Raw genomic sequence first — 21809 nt, forward strand, 5'->3', positions numbered from 1 at the left:
AAATTTAAGCCAAAGGTAAAGCATTATCGATCAGACTCCATAGCAAGAAACACGAGTGTAGCAATGATTAACGGAATGTTTTTAACAATGGGTGCAAAAGATTCGAGCCAAAGGTGAGGTAACATGAATGAGATGATTAGCGTGTAAAAAATGACCAGACTTATTTGTAACACACAGACTTTTTTAAGCTGAAACCAAAATAGCATCGAAATGCCAAGTAAACCGTCGATTAAACTAGCACCATAGAGAAATAATGATTGCCATTGTTTGGGGATCCCGACTTGACTTAATAAATGATAAGAATTCGCTTTAGGGTAGAAGAATGCGCTGCAAAGCGCGGTGAATATCCACAAAAATCCAATACTAAATTGCAACGATGGTTTGAGAAAAAATAATCGAGCATGCCAATGATCTTGTACTGTGCTAGGTTGGCTGAAAACGCCTGTATAAAAATCTCTAGGTAAAAAACCAATTTTTTGATGAAATTCTTGAGTGTCTTCCTCGGTTGAAATATTGTTTTGTGCGAGCATTTTTATTGATGATGAGTTCATTGAAGAATACGGAATTAAATCACCAAGCCGTGAAGCGCTACGAATGATTGAAAATGGAATAAAAAGCAATTTGGCTTTTGAAAATCCTAACCAACTGCGCAGAGTAGTGAGGACTTCTTTTAGTGGTACTCGATTTGGGCCAACGGCATTTAAAATAATACTTTCACTTAGTGGGATTTCAATCAATCGCATTACCGCCTTTGCAAGGTCCTCGCTGTGAATGGGTTGAAATTCTTGTTGCCCATTTCCTGGAACAGGTATAAACCAAGGTAGGCCAGAAAGTCCTCTAAATAAAGAGCTGCCACCATACGAACCCCTGCCATAAACAAAGGAAGGCCGCAATATCACTGATTTAATGGGCAGGGTCAGCAAGTAATCGTCAGTTGCTTTCTTGCTTTTTGCATACTCTACAGTTGATTTGTCTACTGCAAGAGCAGATATATGAATTATTTTTTTTATGCCAACTTGCACACAAGCGTCAAACAACGCTCGAGGTGTGTCGTTGTGAATCGCCCAAATTATTTTTTTATTGGGATGATAAAGAATGCCCACACAATTAATGACAATGTCAATGTTTTGAAGTCTGGGAATCCACTGCTGGGGTGATGTATCGTTGATAAAATCACACGACATTATTGTTGAATTCGGAAATATTCTTTGAGCGTAGGGGGTATTACGAACACAGCAAGTGACATGATGTTCTGCTGTGATGAGTGCAGATACTATTTGAGCTGCGATAAAACCTGAAGCTCCAGTAACGAGTATATTCATAACGCTATCCTTAGCTTGAAATTTACGGGTTATTGTCTGCTCAATTTGGTATTGCTAATCAATTCAGGATCGATTTTTATTGTTGAACGAATTGAATTAATATCCAAACCACCGCGTCGAGTAGAGCGACCATAAACCGTCAGCTCATTAGGTTTGCAATTTTCCATAATTTGAGTGAATATTTTCTCGATGCACTGTTCATGAAATTCGTTATCGTTTCTAAAAGAAACAATATAGCGAAGCAAATCTTCATGATTTATTTTTTTTCCTCGATATTTAATTTGAATGCTGCACCAATCGGGTTGATTAGTGACTAAACAATTTGATTTCAACAAATCAGAACACAGCGTTTCTTCAACCTCTATTTCTTCCGTTTTTAAATAAGAAGGATCGTTATGGTAAACGGAGCATTCAACGTCGAGCTCGTCTAGCCAAATGCCTTCCATTTTTTCGGTGTGCTTTGAAATAGGGTGAATGCGAACAGTAACAGAGCCCCCATCAATTCGCGATTCAATATCGTTTTTTATTGTCTTTTCAACTGTTTCAGTATCTTTGAAAGGTGTATTGTTAAAGGAGTTGAAATATAATTTCATTGATTTTGATTCGATAATATTTTTTGAACTACAGTCGTAAATAATTTCAGCTAATGCAACAACGGGTTTTCCTTTATCGTTTAACCAGGATACTTCATAATGATTCCAAAAATCGAATCCGTAAAATGGCAACTGATCAGAACTGATTCCTATAGAATCGCGATTTCTTTTTCTCGGGATAGGGAATAATTTGCTGGGATCGTAAGTCGTATCGTAAGAAGATTTCTTGCCGAGTTCTGATTCTTCAGGTTTTAGAGCTTCTTGTGTAACCATTGTCTACCTCCCACGTTGATAGTTTGATAAGTTTTAACGATTTTTCTGTCGCATGGCTTGTTGTTTTTCTCGGGCCCAGTCGCGCTCTTTCTCAGTTTGTCGTTTATCGTGTTGTTTTTTACCATGGGCTAGAGCAATTTTGATTTTGACGCGTTGCTTAACCCAATACATAGAGAGTGGAACGGCTGTGTAGCCTTTGCGTTCAACAGCTCCAATCAATTTATTGAGCTCTGATCGGTGTAGAAGGAGCTTTCGGGTGCGCGTTGGGTCTGGGTTCACATGCGTGGAAGCGCTGAGCAAAGGGCTGATATGCATACCTACGATGAAGGCTTCGCCGTTTTTAAGAAGGACGTAGCTTTCTTTGAGCTGAGAGCGGCCCGCTCGGAGGCTTTTAACTTCCCAGCCTTCGAGTGCAATGCCTGCTTCGTAATGCTCTTCAATAAAGTAGTCATGTAAGGCTTTTCTATTGAGCGCAATGCTATTGTCGGGCTGTTTCGCTTTTTTGGTCATTTCAAAGTGCTCTGGCACGGTCTAAAAGTGTTATTGTATCAATAATTACGGTACAATAACACTCCACAGTAGAGATGGTGCGAGAAATATGCCAGATGTTAAAAAATCCAAAGTTGTGCCTTTTACGCCCGCGCAAATGTATGCCTTGGTGAACGATATTAAACGATATCCGGAATTTGTTCCGTGGTGTCAGCGCAGTGAATTATTGAGTGAAACTGAAGATGAGATCAGAGCGAAACTTCATTTTTCAGGTGGGGGTTTTGAGAAATCTTTTACTACTTGTAATCGCTTGCAAAAAGATAAAATGATTGAGCTGCGATTGGTTGATGGACCGTTTAAACATTTAGAAGGGTTTTGGCGATTTGATCACAATGAAAATGGTGGATGTGTCGTAGTATTGGATTTGGAATTTGAATTTTCAAACAAATTGCTGAGTTTGGCTTTTGGTCCGTTTTTTCATCAAGTTGCGAATTCCTTAGTAGATGCATTCACAAAACGTGCAGAAGAAATCTATGTCTGATTTGATTCAGGTTGAGATTTGTTATGTAAATCCTCAAGAACAATTTCTAGTATCAGTAGCCGTGCCAGACAATAGCACAGTACGATACGTTATCGAAAAGTCAAAAATTTTAGAGCATTTTTCTGAGCTTAAATTAGATAAACTTGTAGTGGGAATTTTTGGTCAAAAATGCATACTCGATACAACCATCAATGAAGGTGATCGAGTTGAAATTTATCGTCCACTCACTATTGACCCAAAAGTCGCGAGACGATTGCGTGCGCATAAGAAAAATCTAAAAAATAAATTAGTATGATTTAGTGCACAATTTTGACAAGTCTATCGTGTTCAAAAACGAGAGTAAGATTTTTCTTTTCGAAGTGTTTTTTGCGACTGGAACTGGTGTAAACATAATGCCAGCAGCGAGTGTCAAAAGTATTGACTACGACAGGCTCACCCATGATGTCGTTTACTTGATCACGAGTCATGCCTAATCTGAGTTGGCTAACACTGTCTGGATGTATAATATTTCCTTGGTCAACCGGGACGTCATATCCAATAGGGATATGATCACAGCTTGTTATGCACACTGATAAAGCCAAAGCGGCTATTGAATATGTCAGTTTCCTTAATGTTTGCATTGCTCTTTATCCTCATTAACAATGGTAATTTCACTGGATTGTATTCTACCAACAAAGTGAGTAGCATACCAGTCGATGATGATTTTTCAACTGGAGTAAAATTCTTAACCGGGAGATGCTGTGTGGAAGCGCCGAAAAAAAAGCATGAGCTGCAGAATGCAGGATTGAAAGTAACTGTCCCTCGCATTAGGATTTTAGAGATTTTGCAAAATGCAGAACGTCGCCACATGAGTGCTGAAGAGGTTTATAAATCCTTATTAGAAAGTGGTGAGGATGTGGGGTTGGCAACCGTTTATAGAGTGTTGACACAATTTGAAGCCGCAGGATTAGTTCAACGGCATAATTTTGAAAGTGATCATGCAGTATTTGAATTAGATCAGGGTGAGCATCACGACCATCTTGTTTGTGTAGAATGTGATTTCGTTGTTGAGTTTGTTGACGAAGGTATAGAAAAAAAACAATCTGAAATTGCTGAGAAATCTGGCTTTTTAATGACGGATCATGAATTAGTGATTTACGGAGTCTGCAAAAAGTGTAGAGAGAAGTCTAAATAGTTTCTGCATTCGTTAATAAATTTTCTGCGTGTGCAATAGCATTCGAAGTAACTGTTAAATCCCCCAACATCCTGGCAAGTTCTTTTGCTCTTTCTTCGCGATTTAAAGGAGTGATATTCGTTGTGGCGGATTTTTTATCACTACTTTTACTTACGTATAAGTGATTATGCCCGTTTGCAGCAACTTGTGCTAAGTGAGTGATGCATAAAATTTGTGATTGAGTTCCGAGTTGACGAAGTAGTTTACCAACAATTGAGGCGGTTGGGCCTCCAATGCCTACATCGACTTCATCAAAAATCTGCGTAGGAATAGTCATTTTTTGTCCGGTCGCAACATGAATTGCTAAACTGATCCTCGACAGTTCACCGCCCGAAGCGACTTTTGATAATGGACTCAGTGGTTGGCTTGGATTGGTACAGACTGAAAACTCGATATCATCAAGACCTTCTACGCGAGGTTGGCTATTTTGGTCAGCGTGAATTTCAATTTTGAATGTTCCACCGCCTAAGCTTAATTCTTGCATTTGTGTGGTAATGACTTTGCTGAGTTTAACTGCTGCTTTAATACGACTTTCGCTTAATTTTTGGGCAGCACGCTGATAATTAGTATTAAGTGTTTCCAATTGTGCTGTGAGTTCTGCAATCCGCTCTTCTGTATGTATTAATGAATGAAGGCGTGCTTGCAAAGTATTTTGTAAGGTGTGTAATTCATTAGGTTTAATACGATGTTTTCGAGCAAGATGATGAATTTTTTCTAAGGATTTTTCGACTTGAGAGAGTCTTTGTGGATCTGGTTCTAATGAAGCTAATAAACGCTCTAACTCAGAATTCGTTTCGTGCAATAGCATAGAGGCATTGTTTAGCATTCCTAATAAATTATCGAGTTGAGGCAGTAATTTTTTTTGTTCCTGCAATGCATGTTCGATGATATACAATTTATCGAGTAAATTTTCTTCATCATGTTGGCTCAGTAATTGATGTGCTTGATTTAGATGTATTAACTGCGAATCTACGGCAGCTAGCTGACGTTGCTCCAGATCTAATAATTCGTAAGTATCTGCTTTTAAATCACAGTCTTCTAATTCAGCAATGTGCTCATTGAGTAAAGTAATTTCGGAAGTGTGATCTTGTTGATTGTCCCGAATACTTTTTAGTTCGTCGTAGGTTTTCCGCCATGCATGGTAAAATGTTGAGACTTGATCAAGCAGAGCAGGGTGATTCGCGTAATTATCGACGAGTTGTCGTTGATATTGGCGCTTAAGTAAAGCTTGGTGTTGATGTTGTCCGTGAATGTTGATCAATAAATTAGCAAGCTCTTTAATTTGTTGTAAAGGGCAATTCACAGTGTTGATACTGGCGCGTGATCGGCCATCACTCGTAATGACACGACGAATTATACATTCCTCATCACTTGTTAAGTCATGCGAATTTAACCACTCAAACGCAGGTGAATTTTTATTGACAGAAAATAGTAGTGTAATTTCACATTGCTCAGCGCCTTGACGTACGATCATATTTTCAGCACGTTGACCTAAAGCGAGTTCGATCGCATCGAGAATAATCGACTTTCCAGCGCCCGTTTCTCCGGTAATTGTGGTCAGACCTGAATGTAAATCCAAGGAGAGATGATCAATCAGTACAAAATTTTTAATGTCGATATGATTTAACATTAGCCTTTCCAATGTAGTTTTGTGCTTAAGGTGTAAAAATAATTGTAATTCATTGGATGAATTAGTGTGAACGTATTTGAGTGCCTAGTGACAGTAATATCTGCACCTATAGGAACAGGAATGCGTCGTTGTCCATCGTGACTGATTTGAGGAATAGTATAATTGCTATCACTGATATGAATTCGAACATTGCTATCACTTTTCACAACAATCGGCCTACTACTGAGTGTGTGTGGACAGAGTGGTACGAGTACGATGGCATCTAAACTAGGATGTAATATGGGTCCGCCTCCGGATAATGCGTATGCCGTAGATCCTGTTGGTGTAGCAACAATCAAACCATCGGCACGCAAGTTGTAGGCGAAATAATCATTGATGTATAAATCAAATGTAATCATTTGTGCTTTATCGCCGGGTAGCAACACAAAATCATTGACAGCTATCATGGCGCCTTCGTGTTGGCTATCGTGTTGTACTTTAGCTTGAAGTAGAAATCGATCTTCTGAAATGTATTGGCCAGAAAGTACTTCAAGAATCTGATTTAGGTCATCGGGTGCAATATCTGTTAAGAAACCCAAAGTACCTCGATTGATACCTAGCACCGGTAAATTTTGATCGGCGCCTATTCTTGCGGCACCTAATAAGCTTCCATCACCACCCACAACCATTATTAAATCCGCGACTTTATTAAGCTGTTCTTTATGTACATTTGGTAGGGTGCTATCTGGCAATAGTGCGGCCGTTAAACTTTCTAACACCACAGCGTAGCCCTGTTTTTCTAGAAAACAAATGATTGTTTCGAGTGTTTCACTAATGCCTTCGATCCGTTGTCTGCCGATGAGGGCGATACGCTTGAAGGGCTGTTGCGTTGTCATTTTGATGCCTAGTGTTCCCTTGTAACAGAGTGTTGTTCCGCAGGTAAGTTTAGCTCTATATACAGATGCCGTAAATACTCGGTGCTTTTTAGTTGACATACCCTAGTCTGCTGTATATACTTAAGGTATATACAATGTGGAGCTAACCTATGCAACATACTAAGGTTTTTAAATCAGGCAACTCCTGGGCTGTGCGGCTTCCTAAGAATTTTGGCTTCTGTGATAAAGAGGTCGAAATTTTTAAACGCGGAAATGAGGTGGTTATTCGCGAAATACGCCATAACTTAAAGGACGCATTTACATTGCTGACCCAGTTGCCAAAGGATTTTTACGAAGAAGGCAGAGTAGACATCCCTCCTCAAGAAAGAGAGTTTTAAAAATGGCTTTGCGTTACCTCCTTGATACTAATATTTGCATTTATATTGCTAAAAAGACACCGGCTACTGTTCTGAGTCGATTTGAACAACTCTCTATAGGAGAAGTTGGGATGTCCACCATAACGTATGGGGAGCTTATTTTTGGTGCTCAAAAAAGTCAGCATCCCAAAAAAACGCTACATATACTCGAAGAATTAGCTGGCTTAATTCCACCTCTCCCTATCTCAACGGATACAGGGAAAATCTATGGAAAAATTCGCGAGACACTAGAAACAAAAGGAAAAATAATTGGCAACAATGACCTTTGGATTGCTGCTCACACCTTATCATTGAATGTAACGTTAGTAACAAATAACATGAATGAATTTTCAAGAATACCTCATCTTAAATTAGAGAATTGGGTTAGTACTTACTGAGGGGCTTTTTTGAAAAATATTACATGCAAATTCACGTCTATTACCTAGTTAGGGATGATTACCATTTATTTCTAAACACACCAATACCTAATTTTAATAAAGCAATGCATCACATCGATGGTCTATATACCCAACGTTTTAATCGGGCTCATAATACAGATGGATCTTTTTTAAAGGGTGATAATGGTATTGGCTTAGGGTTAACTCAGTGAACTTAGATTCATGGTAAGGCTCAGCTGAAATTCAAGAAAAAATGACAATAAACACGGTCGAAATGTTTAAGCGGCTCCGATTATTGGAATTGAAACAATGTTTCCATGAACTATTAGCGCGAAGGATCAAGTAACAAAAGTGTTAATGAAATTGTGTATTGACGAATGCATCGATCATTGTTATACAAGCGAATGTAGTTGTTTACGTAACTTGATTTATAGACCATCTTTAGGTCTTTACCTCAAATTATCAGTTCTACTATCAAGTAAGGCTGACACCTTTTTGCAAAGGACTAAAAATTACCGATATTAGTTTATTCGTGGAGAAAAGGAGGGGTTAATGAGAAAGGCACAGTTACCTGATGAATTTCCGCAGGATACTCCCTTGAGTACATTTAAAGGAAATCCAAGCTACACAATGATTTATACTGTCGAAGACCATCATGTTCAACCTAAGGTTATAAAATTGACAGCCGAGATACATCTATTTATTAAGAACATTTACGAAAAAATAGCAGTCATCAAACGCCAGCTCAATGAATCCCAACGCGGCGATTTAGACTACTTTAGAGCAGCTTTAGCAATTGTTGACTTAATGGCTCTTTATTCAGAAAATATTAAATTGCATTATAGAGTTGGCGCCGACTTAATTTCTATTGTTGTTATGCTAATGTATAAATTTTCCGAATCTGTAAAAAATAGAAATAAAGAAATAATACACGATGCAGGGTGGCCATTATTTGATATATTAGCGTTTTTAACCTTTGCTCATGAGAATCACAATGGAGGCACCCCCCATTTTGTATTACAACAAATGCTGCAGCCAAAAATGATTGATGAAATCACGGGGCAAATTCGATCTGTTTTGCAACAAATTTATGACACTGAATCCAGGATTCAAGCAGCGAATAGTGATGCTCCTCTTCACCCGACATTTTTAGCGCACCCCGCGCTCTTGCAAGACATCCTAATATTGCAAAAAGTCATCGACGCGGGCATTCAGCAAGATGAGGATGTCTCAGTAAAAGCAAATGAATTACGTGAGTCAATCAAGCAGCATCAATTGAAAGCCAATATCGTACATATTCATTTTTTTTGCATCACTGTAAATAGCTACTATTCGCTCCAAAAAATACTTCTATTTATTAAAGAAGCTCAGTGCATCCCAGATTTATCATCACCTGAGTCTCAATCAGCTTTTCTTCAGTGCTTGGTTCTGATTGGCGAATATATGTCGCACCGTAGGTTATGCAACAAATTTCGTGATTTTTATCCAGCTTTATCGTGGGAAACATACCAAGTCATTCGTGATTGTCTTCAGCATCCTGAAGAAAATGACAACGAACATATCTATCGATTATTAATTCAGGCAAAACTAAGTGACGACATTACACTGAATAACCTTCAATCAGAGCTTTCAGAGCTGGGCAATGCTATTACTGCCGTGATTGAAAGAGAGTACAAAAATCCTTCTCAGAGCTTTTATAATCGATACCTTGCTCAATATGCTGCTGAGCAAGAAACTGAAAGGTATTCATTCACGGAGGACGAAAAACAACTCTTTTTAAGAAATATAAAAGATGATGCTCAGCCTAATTTGAAAGATATATGGCGAAACATCCTTCAAGGTAGTGACAAACTACCTGAAGACACAAAAAAACTTGGTCAACTAAAAGCTACTCTGAAAAAACCCGATGATCTTAATAAAGATATACGATGTAAGTGCGAAAATATCATTTCAAACAGACTTGACGATATCGAGTATTTAAATATTCATCTTGACATTAGTCTACTAAATGACCGGCCTATTGAGCGAATTAAAGAAAAATTAAAAGAGATTCTCAATATTAATAGGGAGAAAGAAATATCCAATAACGATAAAGCATTCTTAAGAAGACTACTTCCCTCGGTAAACTACGGAGATAAACAAGAAGAGTACAACGCCTGCTGTATAATCCTAGATAAAATAGTAGATTTGAATAATAAGGGTTCTAATATTCTTTATCCACGGCAATATAAAGTTTTCAGGCAATGCGCACTATTCTTGAGCGACGAGTCACGATGGAGCATGCTGCTGACAAAAGCAACAGTTTTACCTACGGTCGATGAATATATCAATTTATGTAGCTGCTTAAAGGAAGCTAAAAGTAAAAATCTAGTAGTTAATGTAATGTTTGATTGTTTTAGTGTTCAGATTGTCGATATTTATGAAATAATACATAACAATCTATTAGGCAGACTAAATCTAAATTGGTTACGCGTCATGCCCTCTGAAGATTTGAGTGTGTTTCGGCAAATACTAGATAAAAATCCCCTATTGAGCATTAGATGGTTGAAAATTCTAAGCAAAGAAATATCCTACCCAGATCATAAAACCTACTGTGACGATTTGAATATTATTAAAAGCACTTGTTCAAGCGATATTAAAGAGTTCGTTCGAATATCTACGCTTTTAAAGCCGATTTCTGCAAAAATACCTGCAGCAGTTAAACTCCAGCAGATGTTCCAATCACCCCGAGAGCCTCGCAGAATATCAAAATTACAAAAAATTGAAATAGCCATTCAGCAATTAAGGGTCATACAATCTTTTGCTCGTCAAAGAATTTACGACCAAAAATTTACAGAATCTATCGTACAAGGTATTTTTTCAACGGTAAACGCTCAACTAGACTTCGAAAGAGCAATCAACCCAACATATCAGCGGTTTTTGATGAAGCGTGAACGTATTTATCAAGAAACTGCTCTGGAAGCAAAACGTACTGGAAAACCGATTGCGATGCCTTTAAAGCGTATCGAAGCCTTATACAACGATACTGTAGTAGAAGACCCCCGAGAGAGAGATTCAAGAGAGCGAATGTTTAAAAGCTCTGATAAAACAATTCGTCAGGCATATAATGACCAACCAGGCAAAGTATTACCTGAAATCGTCGATCACGACCCTGCTTTTAAGCGTGCAGCTGAATTTCACCTAACTCGCGGCCTATCTTTACTTAAAAGCATTATTAAGTCTGTTGATCTATCAATTGCACCTATGTTGCGTAAAAATTATTTAGTGATCAAAAAAGCTCGAAATGATATAGTTCATGGTGATTATGTAAGGGAATCATTGGGAAAAAATTTAAATGACATCTTAATCGAACTGATAAAATCAATTGAATATATTCTCAATGATTTAGAAACTATAAAGAAAACAAATCTTTTGGTACCTAAGTATACTCATCTATCACAAAACTCTCTGCACTCTTTTTTTGGCGGCATCAACGCAAAACTTCCTAGAATCATCCTGAGTAAAATCTTCAGTTATTTATATCATAATGAATTTAAGTACGTGGTACCATTAGTTTGCAAGATATGGCGAGACACACATTATTCTGAAGTCTATAAATCTACCTTAAAATTAAAGTGAGCACTTATAATAATTGCCTAGGTTAAAGAAAGATCAGTTTCAGTATGGAACATGTGCTAACTTATTCAAGTGACATGCTTTGGTTGACGGGAGGAGGGGTGTGCATCTTACTGATAGGCCGTCTGACCTCAGTGCAAAACTAAGTGTTTCCAGAGAAGCCAAGCTTATTCCACCTTGAATTTTGTCAGCTTTCCGACAATTTCGCAATCCATTGCGGAAAAGTCTTGACAATTTCGCATTATGCTGCATAATTGTCAGATGGACAGGATTCAAAAAAGTGCAATCATTAAAGACCTAGGGCGTAAAATGGTGCTTCTGGCAGGGCCACGACAATCGGGAAAAACTTGGTTAGCAAAAAATATTGCGGATGAAGTCGAAGATTCAGTGTATCTCAATTATGACCATGGAGCAGATCGAGAAATCATTCAATCTGAATCGTGGCTTGCTAAGACGTCATTATTAGTGCTCGATGAAATACATAAAATGCCTGGCTGGAAAAATTATCTTAAAGGGGTTTATGACACCAAGCCTATTGAATTGAAGATACTTGTCACTGGAAGCGCGCGGCTCGATATTTATCATCAAGCAGGTGATTCTCTTGCAGGCCGCTACTTTTTGCATCATTTAATGCCACTCTCACCAGCAGAGCTCAAACAAACACATTACCCATTTGATATTGATCGTTTTTTAGAGTGGGGCAATTTTCCCGAGCCGTTTTTGGCAGAAACACCCCTAGATGCACAGCGTTGGCGTCAACAATATGTCGATAGTTTAATACGGGGTGACGTACTTGATTTTGACGAGATTAGTAACATGCGCGCTATGCAGCTTGTTTTTGATTTTTTAAAACGACGTGTAGGTTCACCGATTTCTTATACCTCTATTGCAAATGATGTTGGCATATCGCCCAACACAGTTAAAAGATATATTCAAATTCTTGAAGCGTTGTACATTGTATTTCGTGTCACCCCGTATTCAAATAATATTGCCAGAAGCCTTGTCAAAGAACCAAAGATCTATTTTTTTGATACGGGCCTTGTAGAAGGTGACGAGGGCGTGAAATTCGAAAATTTTGTCGCCATATGCTTGCTTAAGCATATTTATTGCAAGATTGATTATGACGCAGAAAAATATCGACTGCATTATTTACGTACACGTGAATGCCAGGAAATTGATTTTGCGCTGACTAGAGATGATAAAGTAATTCAGCTTGTAGAAACTAAATTAAGTGATACTGATATTGATAAATCTCTTTTCTATTTTCATAAAAAATACAACTTGCCTGCGATTCAGATCGTAAAAAATCTGAAGCTTGAGCGCCGTAAGGGAGATATCGAAGTATTGAAAGCTATAAATTTTTTACAAAACTTACGTCTTTAAAGAAAGCGAGAGTAAGGCGGTTGTCATTTCACTCTTAATAATTGCAAAAACCGACTCAGAACTTAGAAAATCTTTGGGAGTGCTGGACGAAAAGATAATTTTCAGTCAATACTTGAATCTCTAATGTTTTAATGGCTATTTAGTCTATCAATAATGAGCCCCCTTATTATATTCTTTCCTCAAATCAGAAATAGTAGTATAGGGCATCTGTATCTTAATTAAGTTAATATATTGATATAAATTTTATTGTTATGGGTGTTGATCTTTTTCCATGTCATCACATGAAAAATAATAAAATAAATACGGAAGCAATGAATCCGATAATAACACACCCAAGACTTGAATACTCAAGAATAGGGACTGCTTTATCTAGAGATATCTTCTCATGATAATGAGCTATAAAAGTTTTAGCAGTTATTTTGTTATCTTGAAACTCATCAAATCTTTTTTCAAGAATTTCTCCTCTCTGAAGAAAACGCTTTTTCTCCAAGTGACCTGAAGAATATGCCAATGATGCGCCAATAGCGTAAACTGCAATGAGAGATATAAAGACCCATTTTGCATTAAAAGATAGCGGTTGAGTTGCAACGCAATTACCCATAACGGCTGTCGTTAATCCTATTGCTAAAGTGTTTAATCCCATTACCCAATTAAATAGCATCATGGCTGTATTTAATATGATCTCATTGTAACCTTCTGCAACTTTTCTATAAAAAACTTCTATTTGCATATTGTCATTAGTTGACATGTCCTTTGAGAAAAAATTAAATTGGTTGTCTTCCGTCGACATAGTGACCTCATAATGTAGTAGACAATTAAATACATGATATAACTATCGAACACGCGATACCATTGAATATATCTGTTTTTTTTATTCGATTCAATATTTTAAATTATTTTTTTAGAATTTGTATTTAAGATGTTAAATGCTGACCTACAATAATTAGCGTGTTGGTTAACTATAGAGAGTTGGTTTAGAGTTGGTGCGTAAATCCAATTTTAACGATAACTTATTTCTGTTAAGCGTTACCTTTTCTTGTCAAGATTTTTCCTTTACTTTTTATTTTTTTTAAGTAATGGACCTTTGAATAAATGGCTTGATATATTGCCACTCACCCCAAGATTCTTGAATCTCACAGAATTTCTTTTCTTCACTTTCTGTCAAGTCTCGATCAATATCATTCATGACTCTTTCGCGAATTTCTTCAGAGTTAATATTTCCATTACTATTAATGAATAGGTGTGCTATAGCAGCCCTTGTTGTACCATTTGTATCGGAGAAATGAGACCATTTCACATTTTTATTGAGATAACCAATAATGATACTGCTCAAGTCTTTAAGTAACTCATCTTTGCTTTTCATATACATATCTCCAGTTGATATAAGATTTATTCATTATAGCACATTTAAAGTGATTACGTGGGTGGTGTTGAGCATGAAATACCGGTGATTTCGAAAATCGATATTAAATTACAAAAAAAATATCCGCATGAGGATATTTATTTTGTTGATGATAAATTTTTTCTTAATAAGCTGAATTTAGCAGAAAATTTATCGAAAATATTGATTATGTGCGTTGTAGGATCTTTGTTCGATCATTGCCAACTCATCATGTTTCGTAATAATAGCGAATTCGTTTCGCAATTTATATTTCATCGTCAGGAGGAGATCTACATTAAGATCTCCTCCCGCAAAGAATCGCCATACTTTCCCGCCACTATAATCAAAATGGTGAGGGTCTTGGTGATTGATAAGTTGATTCATGTTCTGAATCCGTCAGCACCGATTGATTTTTTGAACTCGCTAGAGCTTCACATTTAGGATAGGTTGCTTGTGAATTTTCCGCCGCACTTCTGTTTTCTGCGTGAGATTTCATAATCTCAAGGCGGCGTGCATGGAAGCCTAACGGTTTTTCAGGGGCAGCCTTTTCAGGTTCAGAAGTTAGTCGACCAGAATCTGACGGATAAGACGCATTCACCACTTCTTTAGCAGACGAGTTAGCTGTAGTTGATTGCAGTGAAATATCAGGTCTACTAACTGAATCACTTGCTAATTTAACATTATCAGAAATAGATGGTGAGCAAGCATTAGGCTCAGTATTATCTGTCCCAGAATTTATTTCTTCTGGCGCAGGTGACTGGGGAAGCGAAGTAGCTTGAGCCCCAGGTGAGCAAACCTCAAACGGCAAAGTATCATTTAATACTTCACATCCTGAAGAGAGGCCACCGGAGATTGTCCCGGCAACAGTTTCTACACCATTAAGGAATGCTACGCCTGCTTCACCTCCTAGTAACTTCATCCCATCGCGTGTAGCCTTTTCACGTTCATCATCATCGAGAGGCGATAATCCTAATGTATCTGCAAAATCTGAGCCTACATCTTGTCCGATATCATATCCTGCAGCTCCCACAACAAAAGAACCAGCGCACCCCACAAAGTCAGTGCCAGCGTTAAGAGCAACTACTGCGGTGATAGATCCTACTACTCCAGCACCTTTTTCAATAACTAAACGGAAAGATCTGCTAAAAGACCAGTCTTTCTTTTTAATATCATGATGTATTTGGCCTACAACCTGCGCAGCATCCAGTGTAATGGCGATATAAGAAGCTCCTTTTCCTACAGTATTTAGCGTTCTCATAGCAAACATTTCACCATGAGTTGCCGCTTTTGCAGATTCCCAGATGCCAACATCGTGAGGTAATGGTTTTACACGATTAGGATCTGTGACAAATCTGACAGTTTGAGCTCCGTAATCAACATCAGTCATTGAAATATATTTAGTATAAGGTTGGCTACTTAATAATGCTGCTGTTGGAGCTGTCTTTGGAGAAGACCACATTTCTCTAATTTTTTCTCGCATCCATTGCGGGCTCATTTGCTCACCTTGGGTTTTAGTCTGTGCTAATTTAAATGTTGCCTCCGTTCTAGTTGCTTTAGATTCAATAGTTGGAATGTGCTTATCTTTTTGAGCCACAATGTCGATTCCATTCTCTTTTTTCCCTCCCACTTTAGAATCATAAATTTTCACACGCGCATTGCCTCTTTGGGCATAGAGGTTTTGTTCGGTGGCAAGCTCTCCAAGCTTGCCTGTGATAGGATTTTTTTTGCTGTCCGGTACATTTTTTGCCGCATCAAAGGTCTGTTCTATCTTATTGCCCGTTTTAAAATAGTCTTTTACATTATCAGGATTATGCTGAAAATTTTTGCTATTTGATAATTTGGAAATATTTCTGTAGGTCAGCTTAGCTTCGTCTCCTTTGACATGATTTCCTTTATTTGAATGATCTGGATGCTGCGTATCATTATCATTTGTACGCTGTGGTTGGCTGGAATCCGGTTTTACGGCTTGCTTGTCGGTATGTATATTACCCTTCTTACGTTTAGACATCTTTTCATCTCCCCATTGTGCGATCAGCTAATACTGGTAGGGAAATTCAGAAGGCATTAACTGGTCGCTTTGATTAAATCAAAAACCATTAAAACACTTCTATAGATTTTTCATGATGAAATCCTCATAACGGAAAAAACTAAACTAAAAAGAAGGTGCTGCAGAAAATGCCCAGATATTTGAAGATGAATAGGAGATCTGCCTGATAAAAAACCTGCGAATATTTTTAAATTAGCCTGCATACTAAACCTTCCTTATTTACAATTTACGGCTGAATAATAACATAATTTAAAAAAAAAATCAAGTTTTATAAATAGCGTCGCGTCTTGAGTTATGAAAGTTTTTGCAAAATCGATATTTGATTTTACGAAAAATGTCTGCATAATTAAGACTTTGCAAATATTTTAAGAATCGCTATTTAATTTCGTTTAATTTATTAAAATGACTGCTGATCAGAGTTGTTAATACGTGTTTCGATCAGTATATGTTCATTAATTGTTTTCAATTTGTCTTCCCATAACAATACAAGACGCGACGCCATTTCCATTTCAGTATGAAAATGTTAAGATTCCCCATTTGCAGAGGTTTTATGGCGGAATCAGATATCAACGAGCGGGCGCGGCACATTTTAACGATGCTTATCCAGCGATATATTCGTGACGGTCAACCCGTAGGCTCAAAAACAATAGTTGAGGAAGGGCAGGTTGCGCTGAGTTCTGCGAGTGTACGAAATATTATGTCTGACTTAGAAGAAGCGGGGTATATTTGCTCTCCTCACACCTCCGCTGGGCGGATGCCAACCGCAAAAGGGTATCGATTTTATGTCGATAGTTTGTTGAATGCCGAAGTTTCTTCTGTTCGTGATTTGGATGAATTACGAAAACAGTTACGTACAGATAATTCTCAACATGATTTATTCGAATCCGCTTCCAATTTATTATCATCCTTGACGCATCTTGCAGGCGTAGTGTCTTTGCCAAAACGTGCTCGCAATGTTTTGCGTCACGTAGAATTTTTACCCCTTGAAAAAAAACGCGTGTTGGTTATTTTAGTTTTTAATGAACATGAAGTGCAGAATCGAATTATTCACACTGACCGTGAATATTCTTCCAGTGAATTGCAGCAAGCCGCTAATTATTTAATCGCACAATATGCTGGTTCTGATTTAGATGAAATACGTCGTTATTTACTGCAGAAAATGCATGATGATAGAAAAAATTTAGAATTTTATATGGCTGCTGCACTCGAGGTTGCTGACAAGGCATTTGAGCCAAAGTCTGATAATGATTTTGTGATGGCAGGTGAAACTAATCTTTTTAGTTTTGCTGAAACGGCGAATATCGATCAGTTAAAATCTCTTTTTGAAACGTTTACTCAAAAACATGTTGTTTTGCATCTCCTCGATCAATGTTTGCTCACTGAAGGTGTGAAAATTTTTATTGGTCAAGAATCGGGTGTGGAAGTGTTTGATGGCTGTAGTTTTGTTGCAGCGCCGTATGTTTTGGAAGATCGAACGTTGGGTGTTTTGGGTGTGATTGGCCCGAGTCGAATGAATTATCAACATGTGATTTCGACGGTTGATATCACCGCTAGGTTATTGAGTGCGGTTCTGCGTGACGAAAAATCTTAATATGGTCAGTTCTGGCCCTTGAAAAAGATCCTTTCAGCCTCTATATGATCATCTATGAGCTTTGATCAGAGCGTCCCGAGAGGGGTGTGTGCCTAAACTATTGAACGTGGAGTGAATGTATGCCGATAAATGATGATGACTCAGAAGTAGGGCAGTCCAAAGCGGACACAATGAATGCTGAGGTCAATCAGGGTAAAAAGTGGCCTACCCCTGAAGAGGTTGAGCCAGTTGCTAAGGCTGCAAGCGAGGCATCCACTGCGCAAGCCGCAGATACAAAAGTAGGCGGCGAAGCGCCAGCGCTCGACCACCCATCCTATGAAGCATTAGAAATTAAATTGACAGAAACCGAGCAAAAGCTGAATGATTATTGGAATGAAGTGATGCGTTCACGCGCTGATATGGAGAATACCCGCAAGCGTTGTGAAACTGATGTACTGCAAGCTCGAAAGTTTGCTCTTACAAAATTTGCCGGCGATTTATTGCCTATTGTTGATAGTTTAAGCCAAGCTCTGGCCTGTGAATATGGCGACAATCAGTTTGCTCGTAGTATTCATGAAGGTGTTGAAATGACCATGAATATGCTACTTCAAACGTTTGAACGTTTTGGAATCAAACAAATCGATCCAGTGGGTGCGATTTTTGATCCCAACCTACATCAAGCCGTCAGTACGGAAGAAGTACAGGGTATGAAGACCAATACGGTTGTTAGGGTGTTGCAGAAAGGCTATTCGCTGAATGATCGTCTCATAAGGCCCGCGATGGTGATTGTAGCAAAATAGCGCAGATTTTTTTGGGGAGATGACTTGAAAATCAAATCATAAACCCCATTTTAGAGTTATCGTTGATTAATTATTTGGAGATTTTCAGTTATGAGTAGAACGATTGGTATCGATTTAGGCACAACAAATTCATGTTTCGCCATTATGGAAGGCGGTAAGCCTCGCGTTATTGAAAATGCTGAAGGCGCTAGAACAACGCCATCGGTTGTTGCATATGCTGCAGATGGTGAAATTTTAGTGGGGCAATCTGCTAAAAGACAAGCGGTTACTAACCCAGAAAATACAGTTTATGCAGCAAAACGTTTGATCGGCCGCCGTTTTGAAGACAAAGAAGTTCAACGCGATATTGAAATGGTTCCGTATGAAATTATCAAAGCCAACAATGGTGATGCTTGGATTAAAGCGAATGGAAAATCTATGGCTCCGCCAGAAGTTTCAGCTAGAGTATTAGCCAAAATTAAAGCTGACGCTGAAGCGTATTTGGGTGAGCCAGTGACACAGGCCGTTATTACCTGTCCTGCTTATTTCAATGATTCACAACGACAAGCAACAAAAGATGCTGGCAGAATTGCTGGGTTAGAGGTTAAACGAATTATTAACGAACCCACCGCAGCTGCATTAGCGTATGGATTGGATAAAAAAGAAGCGGGTCAGAAAGATCGAAAAATTGCCGTATTCGATTTGGGTGGTGGTACGTTTGATATTTCCATCATCGAAATTGCTGCTGTGGAAGGTGAGCAACAATTTGAAGTGCTTTCTACTAATGGTGATACTTTCTTAGGTGGTGAAGATTTTGACTTACGCTTAATCGATTATCTTGCTGGTGAATTTAAAAAAGAAAATGGCATTGATTTACATGACGATCCTCTGGCATTGCAACGCTTAAAAGATGCTGCAGAAAAAGCGAAAATTGAATTGTCTTCTTCTCAACAAACTGATGTTAATTTGCCTTATATCACAGCAGATTCAACCGGACCAAAACATCTGAACGTTAAAATTACTCGTGCGAAATTAGAATCACTCGTAGAAGAGTTAATTGCGCGCACTGTTGGCCCTTGCAAAACTGCGTTGCATGATGCCGGACTTAAGGTTTCTGATATTGATGAAGTGATTTTAGTGGGTGGACAAACTCGTATGCCCAAAGTACAAGAGACGGTAAAAGATTTCTTTGGAAAAGAACCACGACGTGATGTGAACCCTGATGAAGCTGTTGCGGTTGGTGCTGCTATTCAAGGTGCTGTATTGTCTGGTGAAGTGAAAGATATTTTATTACTTGACGTAACACCATTGTCGTTAGGTATCGAAACTTTAGGTGGTGTGATGACAAAACTCATCGATAAAAACACCACGATTCCTACTAAAGCATCTCAAGTATTTTCTACAGCCGAAGATAATCAACGTGCTGTGACGGTTCACGTGTTGCAAGGTGAACGTGATATGGCGTCAGCGAATAAATCATTAGGTCGTTTTGATTTAGCGAATATTCCTCCTGCCCCACGTGGTATGCCACAAGTTGAAGTGACATTTGATATTGATGCGAATGGTATTTTGCATGTTTCTGCAAAAGACAAAGCTTCAGGCAAAGAGCAATCAATTATTATTAAAGCTTCAAGTGGTTTGTCGGAAGAAGAAATTCGACGAATGGTTGAAGATGCCGAACAACATCGTGCAGAAGATGAAGAGTATCATAAATTAGCAGATGCTCGAAATAAAGCAGATAGTTTGATTCACGCAACTAATAAAGCTATGCAAGAATTGGGTGACAAAGTGACTTCAGATGAAAGATCATCTATTGATACTGCCATCGCTGATTTGAAAGAAGCGATGAAAGAAGATAATCGATCTGATATTGAATCGAAAACCGAAAAACTTTCATCTGCTTCAGGATCTATGTCTGAAAGACTCTATGCTCAAAAACAAGAGCAAAGTCAGGGTGAAAGTGAATCAGGTGGTGAATCTTCGGCTTCTGGTACACAGGAACAGTCCCAATCTCAGTCTAAAGATGAGAATGTTGTTGATGCTGAGTTTGAAGAAGTTAAAGACGAAGATCGTAAAAAGTAGCGAACTTTTTTAATTGAGCTGCGAAGTAGTTTCTTGCGAAAGTGAGAAACTACTTTTTTGCTATGTGAGGATTCGAAGTTATGTCTGAGAAAAAAGATTATTACGAATTGCTCGGTGTTGCACGAAATGCTTCCGATGCTGAATTGAAAACTGCATACCGTCGACTAGCGATGAAATATCATCCTGATCGAAATCCTGGTGATTCAGAATCAGAAGCAAAATTTAAAGAAGCAAAACTGGCTTACGAAATTCTTTCTGATAGTCAAAAACGAGCTGCTTATGATCAATTTGGTCACGCTGGTGTTGAAGGCGGAGGAATGGGTGGCGGTGCTGGTGGTTTTAATCCTGGCGATTTAGGCGATATTTTCGGTGATATTTTTGGTGACATTTTTGGAGGAGGCGGGGCTTCGTCGCGTCAGCGCGCTACGCATGGTCAAGATTTGTTATATCACTTGGAATTATCACTCGAAGATGCAGTGCACGGGAAAACAGTTGAAATAAAAGTTCCCACATTGGTGAGTTGTGGTTTTTGTAATGGCACAGGTGCGGCGAAAGGAAGTAGTCCTGAAAAATGTACGACCTGTGATGGTCATGGCCAAGTGAGAATGCAGCGGGGATATTTTGCGGTTCAGCAAACTTGTCCTACCTGCCATGGTCGAGGAAAAATGATCAAAAATCCTTGCGATCATTGTTACGGACAGGGACGAATCAAACAACAAAAAACATTGGCGGTAAAAGTACCAGCGGGTGTTAATGAAGGTGATCGAGTTCGATTAGCGGGTGAAGGTGAAGCAGGGCAACAAGGTGCATCTCCAGGTGATTTATATGTTCAAATTTCAATAAGACAACATTCTATTTTTCAACGAGAAGGCAATGATCTTCACTGTCAAGTCCCTATTAGTTTTGTGATGGCGGCTATCGGTGGCGAAATGGAAATTCCAACAATTGATGGGCGAGTCAAATTAAAAATTCCTGAGGGCACGCAAAGTGGAAAGCAATTTAGGTTGCGTGGAAAAGGAGTGCAAGCCTCGCGCACTGGTCGAACAGGTGATTTATTTTGTCACGTTATGGTTGAAACACCGATTAATCTTACTAAAGAACAAAATCATTTACTCGAACAATTTCGTGATTCTTTAGAAGCAGGTGGTGATCGACATAATCCACAGGCGAAAAGATGGTACGACGGGGTTCGTAAATTTTTTGAGGGTCTGACAAATTAGCTG

General features: G+C 38.5%; 21 protein-coding genes. 11 read left to right on the plus strand and 10 right to left on the minus strand.

Translation table 11 applies throughout. From position 1 onward, the window contains the following. Positions 1 to 23 precede the first annotated feature (23 nt). Genes K2X50_02795 through smpB form a run of 3 tightly spaced genes read right to left on the minus strand, consistent with a single transcriptional unit; the run spans position 24 to position 2698 of the window. Positions 24 to 1322, minus strand: coding sequence for an NAD(P)H-binding protein (locus K2X50_02795; GenBank protein MBX9586165.1), 1299 nt, complete (start codon positions 1320 to 1322; stop codon positions 24 to 26). A 29-nt stretch (positions 1323 to 1351) separates the two neighbouring features. Next, a complete protein-coding gene (gene queF, locus K2X50_02800) occupies positions 1352 to 2188 on the minus strand; it encodes an NADPH-dependent 7-cyano-7-deazaguanine reductase QueF (GenBank protein ID MBX9586166.1) in 837 nt (278 codons plus the stop codon). Between the two features lie 33 nt (positions 2189 to 2221). After that, the gene (gene smpB / locus K2X50_02805) at positions 2222 to 2698 is read right to left on the minus strand and encodes an SsrA-binding protein SmpB (protein ID MBX9586167.1); all 477 of its coding nucleotides are present in this window, start codon (positions 2696 to 2698) and stop codon (positions 2222 to 2224) included. Positions 2699 to 2786: 88 nt separating this feature from the next. Here smpB and K2X50_02810 point away from each other — a divergent pair, with 88 nt between their 5' ends. Further along, complete coding sequence (locus K2X50_02810) at positions 2787 to 3218, plus strand: type II toxin-antitoxin system RatA family toxin (protein ID MBX9586168.1); 432 nt, start codon at positions 2787 to 2789, stop codon at positions 3216 to 3218. Further along, complete coding sequence (locus K2X50_02815) at positions 3181 to 3513, plus strand: RnfH family protein (protein MBX9586169.1); 333 nt, start codon at positions 3181 to 3183, stop codon at positions 3511 to 3513. The genes K2X50_02810 and K2X50_02815 overlap by 38 nt, the downstream gene beginning before the upstream one ends. 1 nt (position 3514) lies before the next feature. On the opposite strand, the gene K2X50_02820 is transcribed toward K2X50_02815, so the two are convergent. Beyond that, on the minus strand, positions 3515 to 3838 hold the full coding sequence (locus tag K2X50_02820) for an outer membrane protein assembly factor BamE (GenBank protein MBX9586170.1): 324 nt from the start codon (positions 3836 to 3838) through the stop codon (positions 3515 to 3517). On the opposite strand from K2X50_02820, the gene fur reads away from it, so the two are divergent. Next, a complete protein-coding gene (gene fur / locus K2X50_02825; protein ID MBX9586171.1) occupies positions 3829 to 4392 on the plus strand; it encodes a ferric iron uptake transcriptional regulator in 564 nt (187 codons plus the stop codon). The two genes, K2X50_02820 and fur, sit on opposite strands and share 10 nt — an antisense overlap. Here the strand turns inward: fur and recN are convergent. Continuing rightward, positions 4385 to 6061: a DNA repair protein RecN gene (gene recN / locus K2X50_02830; GenBank protein ID MBX9586172.1), complete on the minus strand. Its 1677-nt coding sequence runs from the start codon at positions 6059 to 6061 to the stop codon at positions 4385 to 4387. The two genes, fur and recN, sit on opposite strands and share 8 nt — an antisense overlap. Continuing rightward, a complete protein-coding gene (locus tag K2X50_02835) occupies positions 6061 to 6936 on the minus strand; it encodes an NAD(+) kinase (GenBank protein MBX9586173.1) in 876 nt (291 codons plus the stop codon). Before K2X50_02835 ends, recN begins: the two co-directional genes overlap by 1 nt. A 149-nt stretch (positions 6937 to 7085) precedes the next feature. Between K2X50_02835 and vapB the strand changes: the two genes are divergently transcribed. The 4 genes from vapB to K2X50_02855 all read left to right on the plus strand — a co-directional run bounded on the left by vapB (position 7086) and on the right by K2X50_02855 (position 12727). After that, a complete protein-coding gene (vapB, locus tag K2X50_02840) occupies positions 7086 to 7313 on the plus strand; it encodes a type II toxin-antitoxin system VapB family antitoxin (protein MBX9586174.1) in 228 nt (75 codons plus the stop codon). A gap of 2 nt (positions 7314 to 7315) precedes the next feature. After that, entirely contained in the window at positions 7316 to 7729 is a 414-nt protein-coding gene (locus tag K2X50_02845; protein MBX9586175.1) for a type II toxin-antitoxin system VapC family toxin, read from the plus strand. Positions 7730 to 8281: 552 nt separating this feature from the next. Continuing rightward, positions 8282 to 11347 carry a hypothetical protein gene (locus K2X50_02850; GenBank protein ID MBX9586176.1) on the plus strand — a complete coding sequence of 1022 codons (3066 nt, stop codon included), beginning with the start codon at positions 8282 to 8284 and terminating at the stop codon, positions 11345 to 11347. A gap of 258 nt (positions 11348 to 11605) precedes the next feature. After that, positions 11606 to 12727, plus strand: coding sequence for an ATP-binding protein (locus tag K2X50_02855; protein MBX9586177.1), 1122 nt, complete (start codon positions 11606 to 11608; stop codon positions 12725 to 12727). Between the two features lie 277 nt (positions 12728 to 13004). Here K2X50_02855 and K2X50_02860 read toward each other — a convergent pair whose 3' ends face one another. The 4 genes from K2X50_02860 to K2X50_02875 all read right to left on the minus strand — a co-directional run bounded on the left by K2X50_02860 (position 13005) and on the right by K2X50_02875 (position 16116). Further along, a complete protein-coding gene (locus K2X50_02860; GenBank protein ID MBX9586178.1) occupies positions 13005 to 13517 on the minus strand; it encodes a hypothetical protein in 513 nt (170 codons plus the stop codon). A 279-nt stretch (positions 13518 to 13796) separates the two neighbouring features. Next, positions 13797 to 14090, minus strand: a complete 294-nt coding sequence (locus tag K2X50_02865) for a hypothetical protein (GenBank protein ID MBX9586179.1) — start codon at positions 14088 to 14090, stop codon at positions 13797 to 13799. Positions 14091 to 14279: 189 nt separating this feature from the next. Next, positions 14280 to 14492, minus strand: a complete 213-nt coding sequence (locus K2X50_02870; protein ID MBX9586180.1) for a hypothetical protein — start codon at positions 14490 to 14492, stop codon at positions 14280 to 14282. Continuing rightward, positions 14452 to 16116: a hypothetical protein gene (locus K2X50_02875; protein ID MBX9586181.1), complete on the minus strand. Its 1665-nt coding sequence runs from the start codon at positions 16114 to 16116 to the stop codon at positions 14452 to 14454. The genes K2X50_02870 and K2X50_02875 overlap by 41 nt, the downstream gene beginning before the upstream one ends. Before the next feature lie 589 nt (positions 16117 to 16705). Here K2X50_02875 and hrcA point away from each other — a divergent pair. The 4 genes from hrcA to dnaJ all read left to right on the plus strand — a co-directional run bounded on the left by hrcA (position 16706) and on the right by dnaJ (position 21806). Beyond that, positions 16706 to 17746 (plus strand): heat-inducible transcriptional repressor HrcA, encoded by a 1041-nt coding sequence (gene hrcA, locus K2X50_02880; GenBank protein ID MBX9586182.1) that lies wholly within the window; start codon positions 16706 to 16708, stop codon positions 17744 to 17746. A gap of 119 nt (positions 17747 to 17865) precedes the next feature. Then, positions 17866 to 18525: a nucleotide exchange factor GrpE gene (gene grpE, locus K2X50_02885; protein ID MBX9586183.1), complete on the plus strand. Its 660-nt coding sequence runs from the start codon at positions 17866 to 17868 to the stop codon at positions 18523 to 18525. 90 nt (positions 18526 to 18615) lie between these two features. Further along, positions 18616 to 20586 carry a molecular chaperone DnaK gene (dnaK, locus tag K2X50_02890; GenBank protein MBX9586184.1) on the plus strand — a complete coding sequence of 657 codons (1971 nt, stop codon included), beginning with the start codon at positions 18616 to 18618 and terminating at the stop codon, positions 20584 to 20586. A gap of 80 nt (positions 20587 to 20666) precedes the next feature. Further along, entirely contained in the window at positions 20667 to 21806 is a 1140-nt protein-coding gene (gene dnaJ, locus K2X50_02895; GenBank protein ID MBX9586185.1) for a molecular chaperone DnaJ, read from the plus strand. The last annotated feature ends 3 nt before the right edge of the window (positions 21807 to 21809 follow it).

The sequence above is a fragment of the Gammaproteobacteria bacterium genome (genome assembly GCA_019748175.1).
Taxonomy (GTDB): domain Bacteria; phylum Pseudomonadota; class Gammaproteobacteria; order JAIEPX01; family JAIEPX01; genus JAIEPX01.

Excerpts from the sequence above, each read along its gene's own strand:
- K2X50_02795 (MBX9586165.1), bottom strand. The coding sequence starts at position 1,322 with ATGAATATACTCGTTACTGGAGCTTCAGGTTTTATCGCAGCTCAAATA.
- queF (MBX9586166.1), bottom strand. The coding sequence starts at position 2,188 with ATGGTTACACAAGAAGCTCTAAAACCTGAAGAATCAGAACTCGGCAAG.
- smpB (MBX9586167.1), bottom strand. The coding sequence starts at position 2,698 with ATGACCAAAAAAGCGAAACAGCCCGACAATAGCATTGCGCTCAATAGA.
- K2X50_02810 (MBX9586168.1), top strand. The coding sequence starts at position 2,787 with ATGCCAGATGTTAAAAAATCCAAAGTTGTGCCTTTTACGCCCGCGCAA.
- K2X50_02815 (MBX9586169.1), top strand. The coding sequence starts at position 3,181 with ATGCATTCACAAAACGTGCAGAAGAAATCTATGTCTGATTTGATTCAG.
- fur (MBX9586171.1), top strand. The coding sequence starts at position 3,829 with ATGTTTGCATTGCTCTTTATCCTCATTAACAATGGTAATTTCACTGGA.
- K2X50_02820 (MBX9586170.1), bottom strand. The coding sequence starts at position 3,838 with ATGCAAACATTAAGGAAACTGACATATTCAATAGCCGCTTTGGCTTTA.
- recN (MBX9586172.1), bottom strand. The coding sequence starts at position 6,061 with ATGTTAAATCATATCGACATTAAAAATTTTGTACTGATTGATCATCTC.
- K2X50_02835 (MBX9586173.1), bottom strand. The coding sequence starts at position 6,936 with ATGACAACGCAACAGCCCTTCAAGCGTATCGCCCTCATCGGCAGACAA.
- vapB (MBX9586174.1), top strand. The coding sequence starts at position 7,086 with ATGCAACATACTAAGGTTTTTAAATCAGGCAACTCCTGGGCTGTGCGG.
- K2X50_02845 (MBX9586175.1), top strand. The coding sequence starts at position 7,316 with ATGGCTTTGCGTTACCTCCTTGATACTAATATTTGCATTTATATTGCT.
- K2X50_02850 (MBX9586176.1), top strand. The coding sequence starts at position 8,282 with ATGAGAAAGGCACAGTTACCTGATGAATTTCCGCAGGATACTCCCTTG.
- K2X50_02855 (MBX9586177.1), top strand. The coding sequence starts at position 11,606 with ATGGACAGGATTCAAAAAAGTGCAATCATTAAAGACCTAGGGCGTAAA.
- K2X50_02860 (MBX9586178.1), bottom strand. The coding sequence starts at position 13,517 with ATGTCGACGGAAGACAACCAATTTAATTTTTTCTCAAAGGACATGTCA.
- K2X50_02865 (MBX9586179.1), bottom strand. The coding sequence starts at position 14,090 with ATGAAAAGCAAAGATGAGTTACTTAAAGACTTGAGCAGTATCATTATT.
- K2X50_02870 (MBX9586180.1), bottom strand. The coding sequence starts at position 14,492 with ATGAATCAACTTATCAATCACCAAGACCCTCACCATTTTGATTATAGT.
- K2X50_02875 (MBX9586181.1), bottom strand. The coding sequence starts at position 16,116 with ATGTCTAAACGTAAGAAGGGTAATATACATACCGACAAGCAAGCCGTA.
- hrcA (MBX9586182.1), top strand. The coding sequence starts at position 16,706 with ATGGCGGAATCAGATATCAACGAGCGGGCGCGGCACATTTTAACGATG.
- grpE (MBX9586183.1), top strand. The coding sequence starts at position 17,866 with ATGCCGATAAATGATGATGACTCAGAAGTAGGGCAGTCCAAAGCGGAC.
- dnaK (MBX9586184.1), top strand. The coding sequence starts at position 18,616 with ATGAGTAGAACGATTGGTATCGATTTAGGCACAACAAATTCATGTTTC.
- dnaJ (MBX9586185.1), top strand. The coding sequence starts at position 20,667 with ATGTCTGAGAAAAAAGATTATTACGAATTGCTCGGTGTTGCACGAAAT.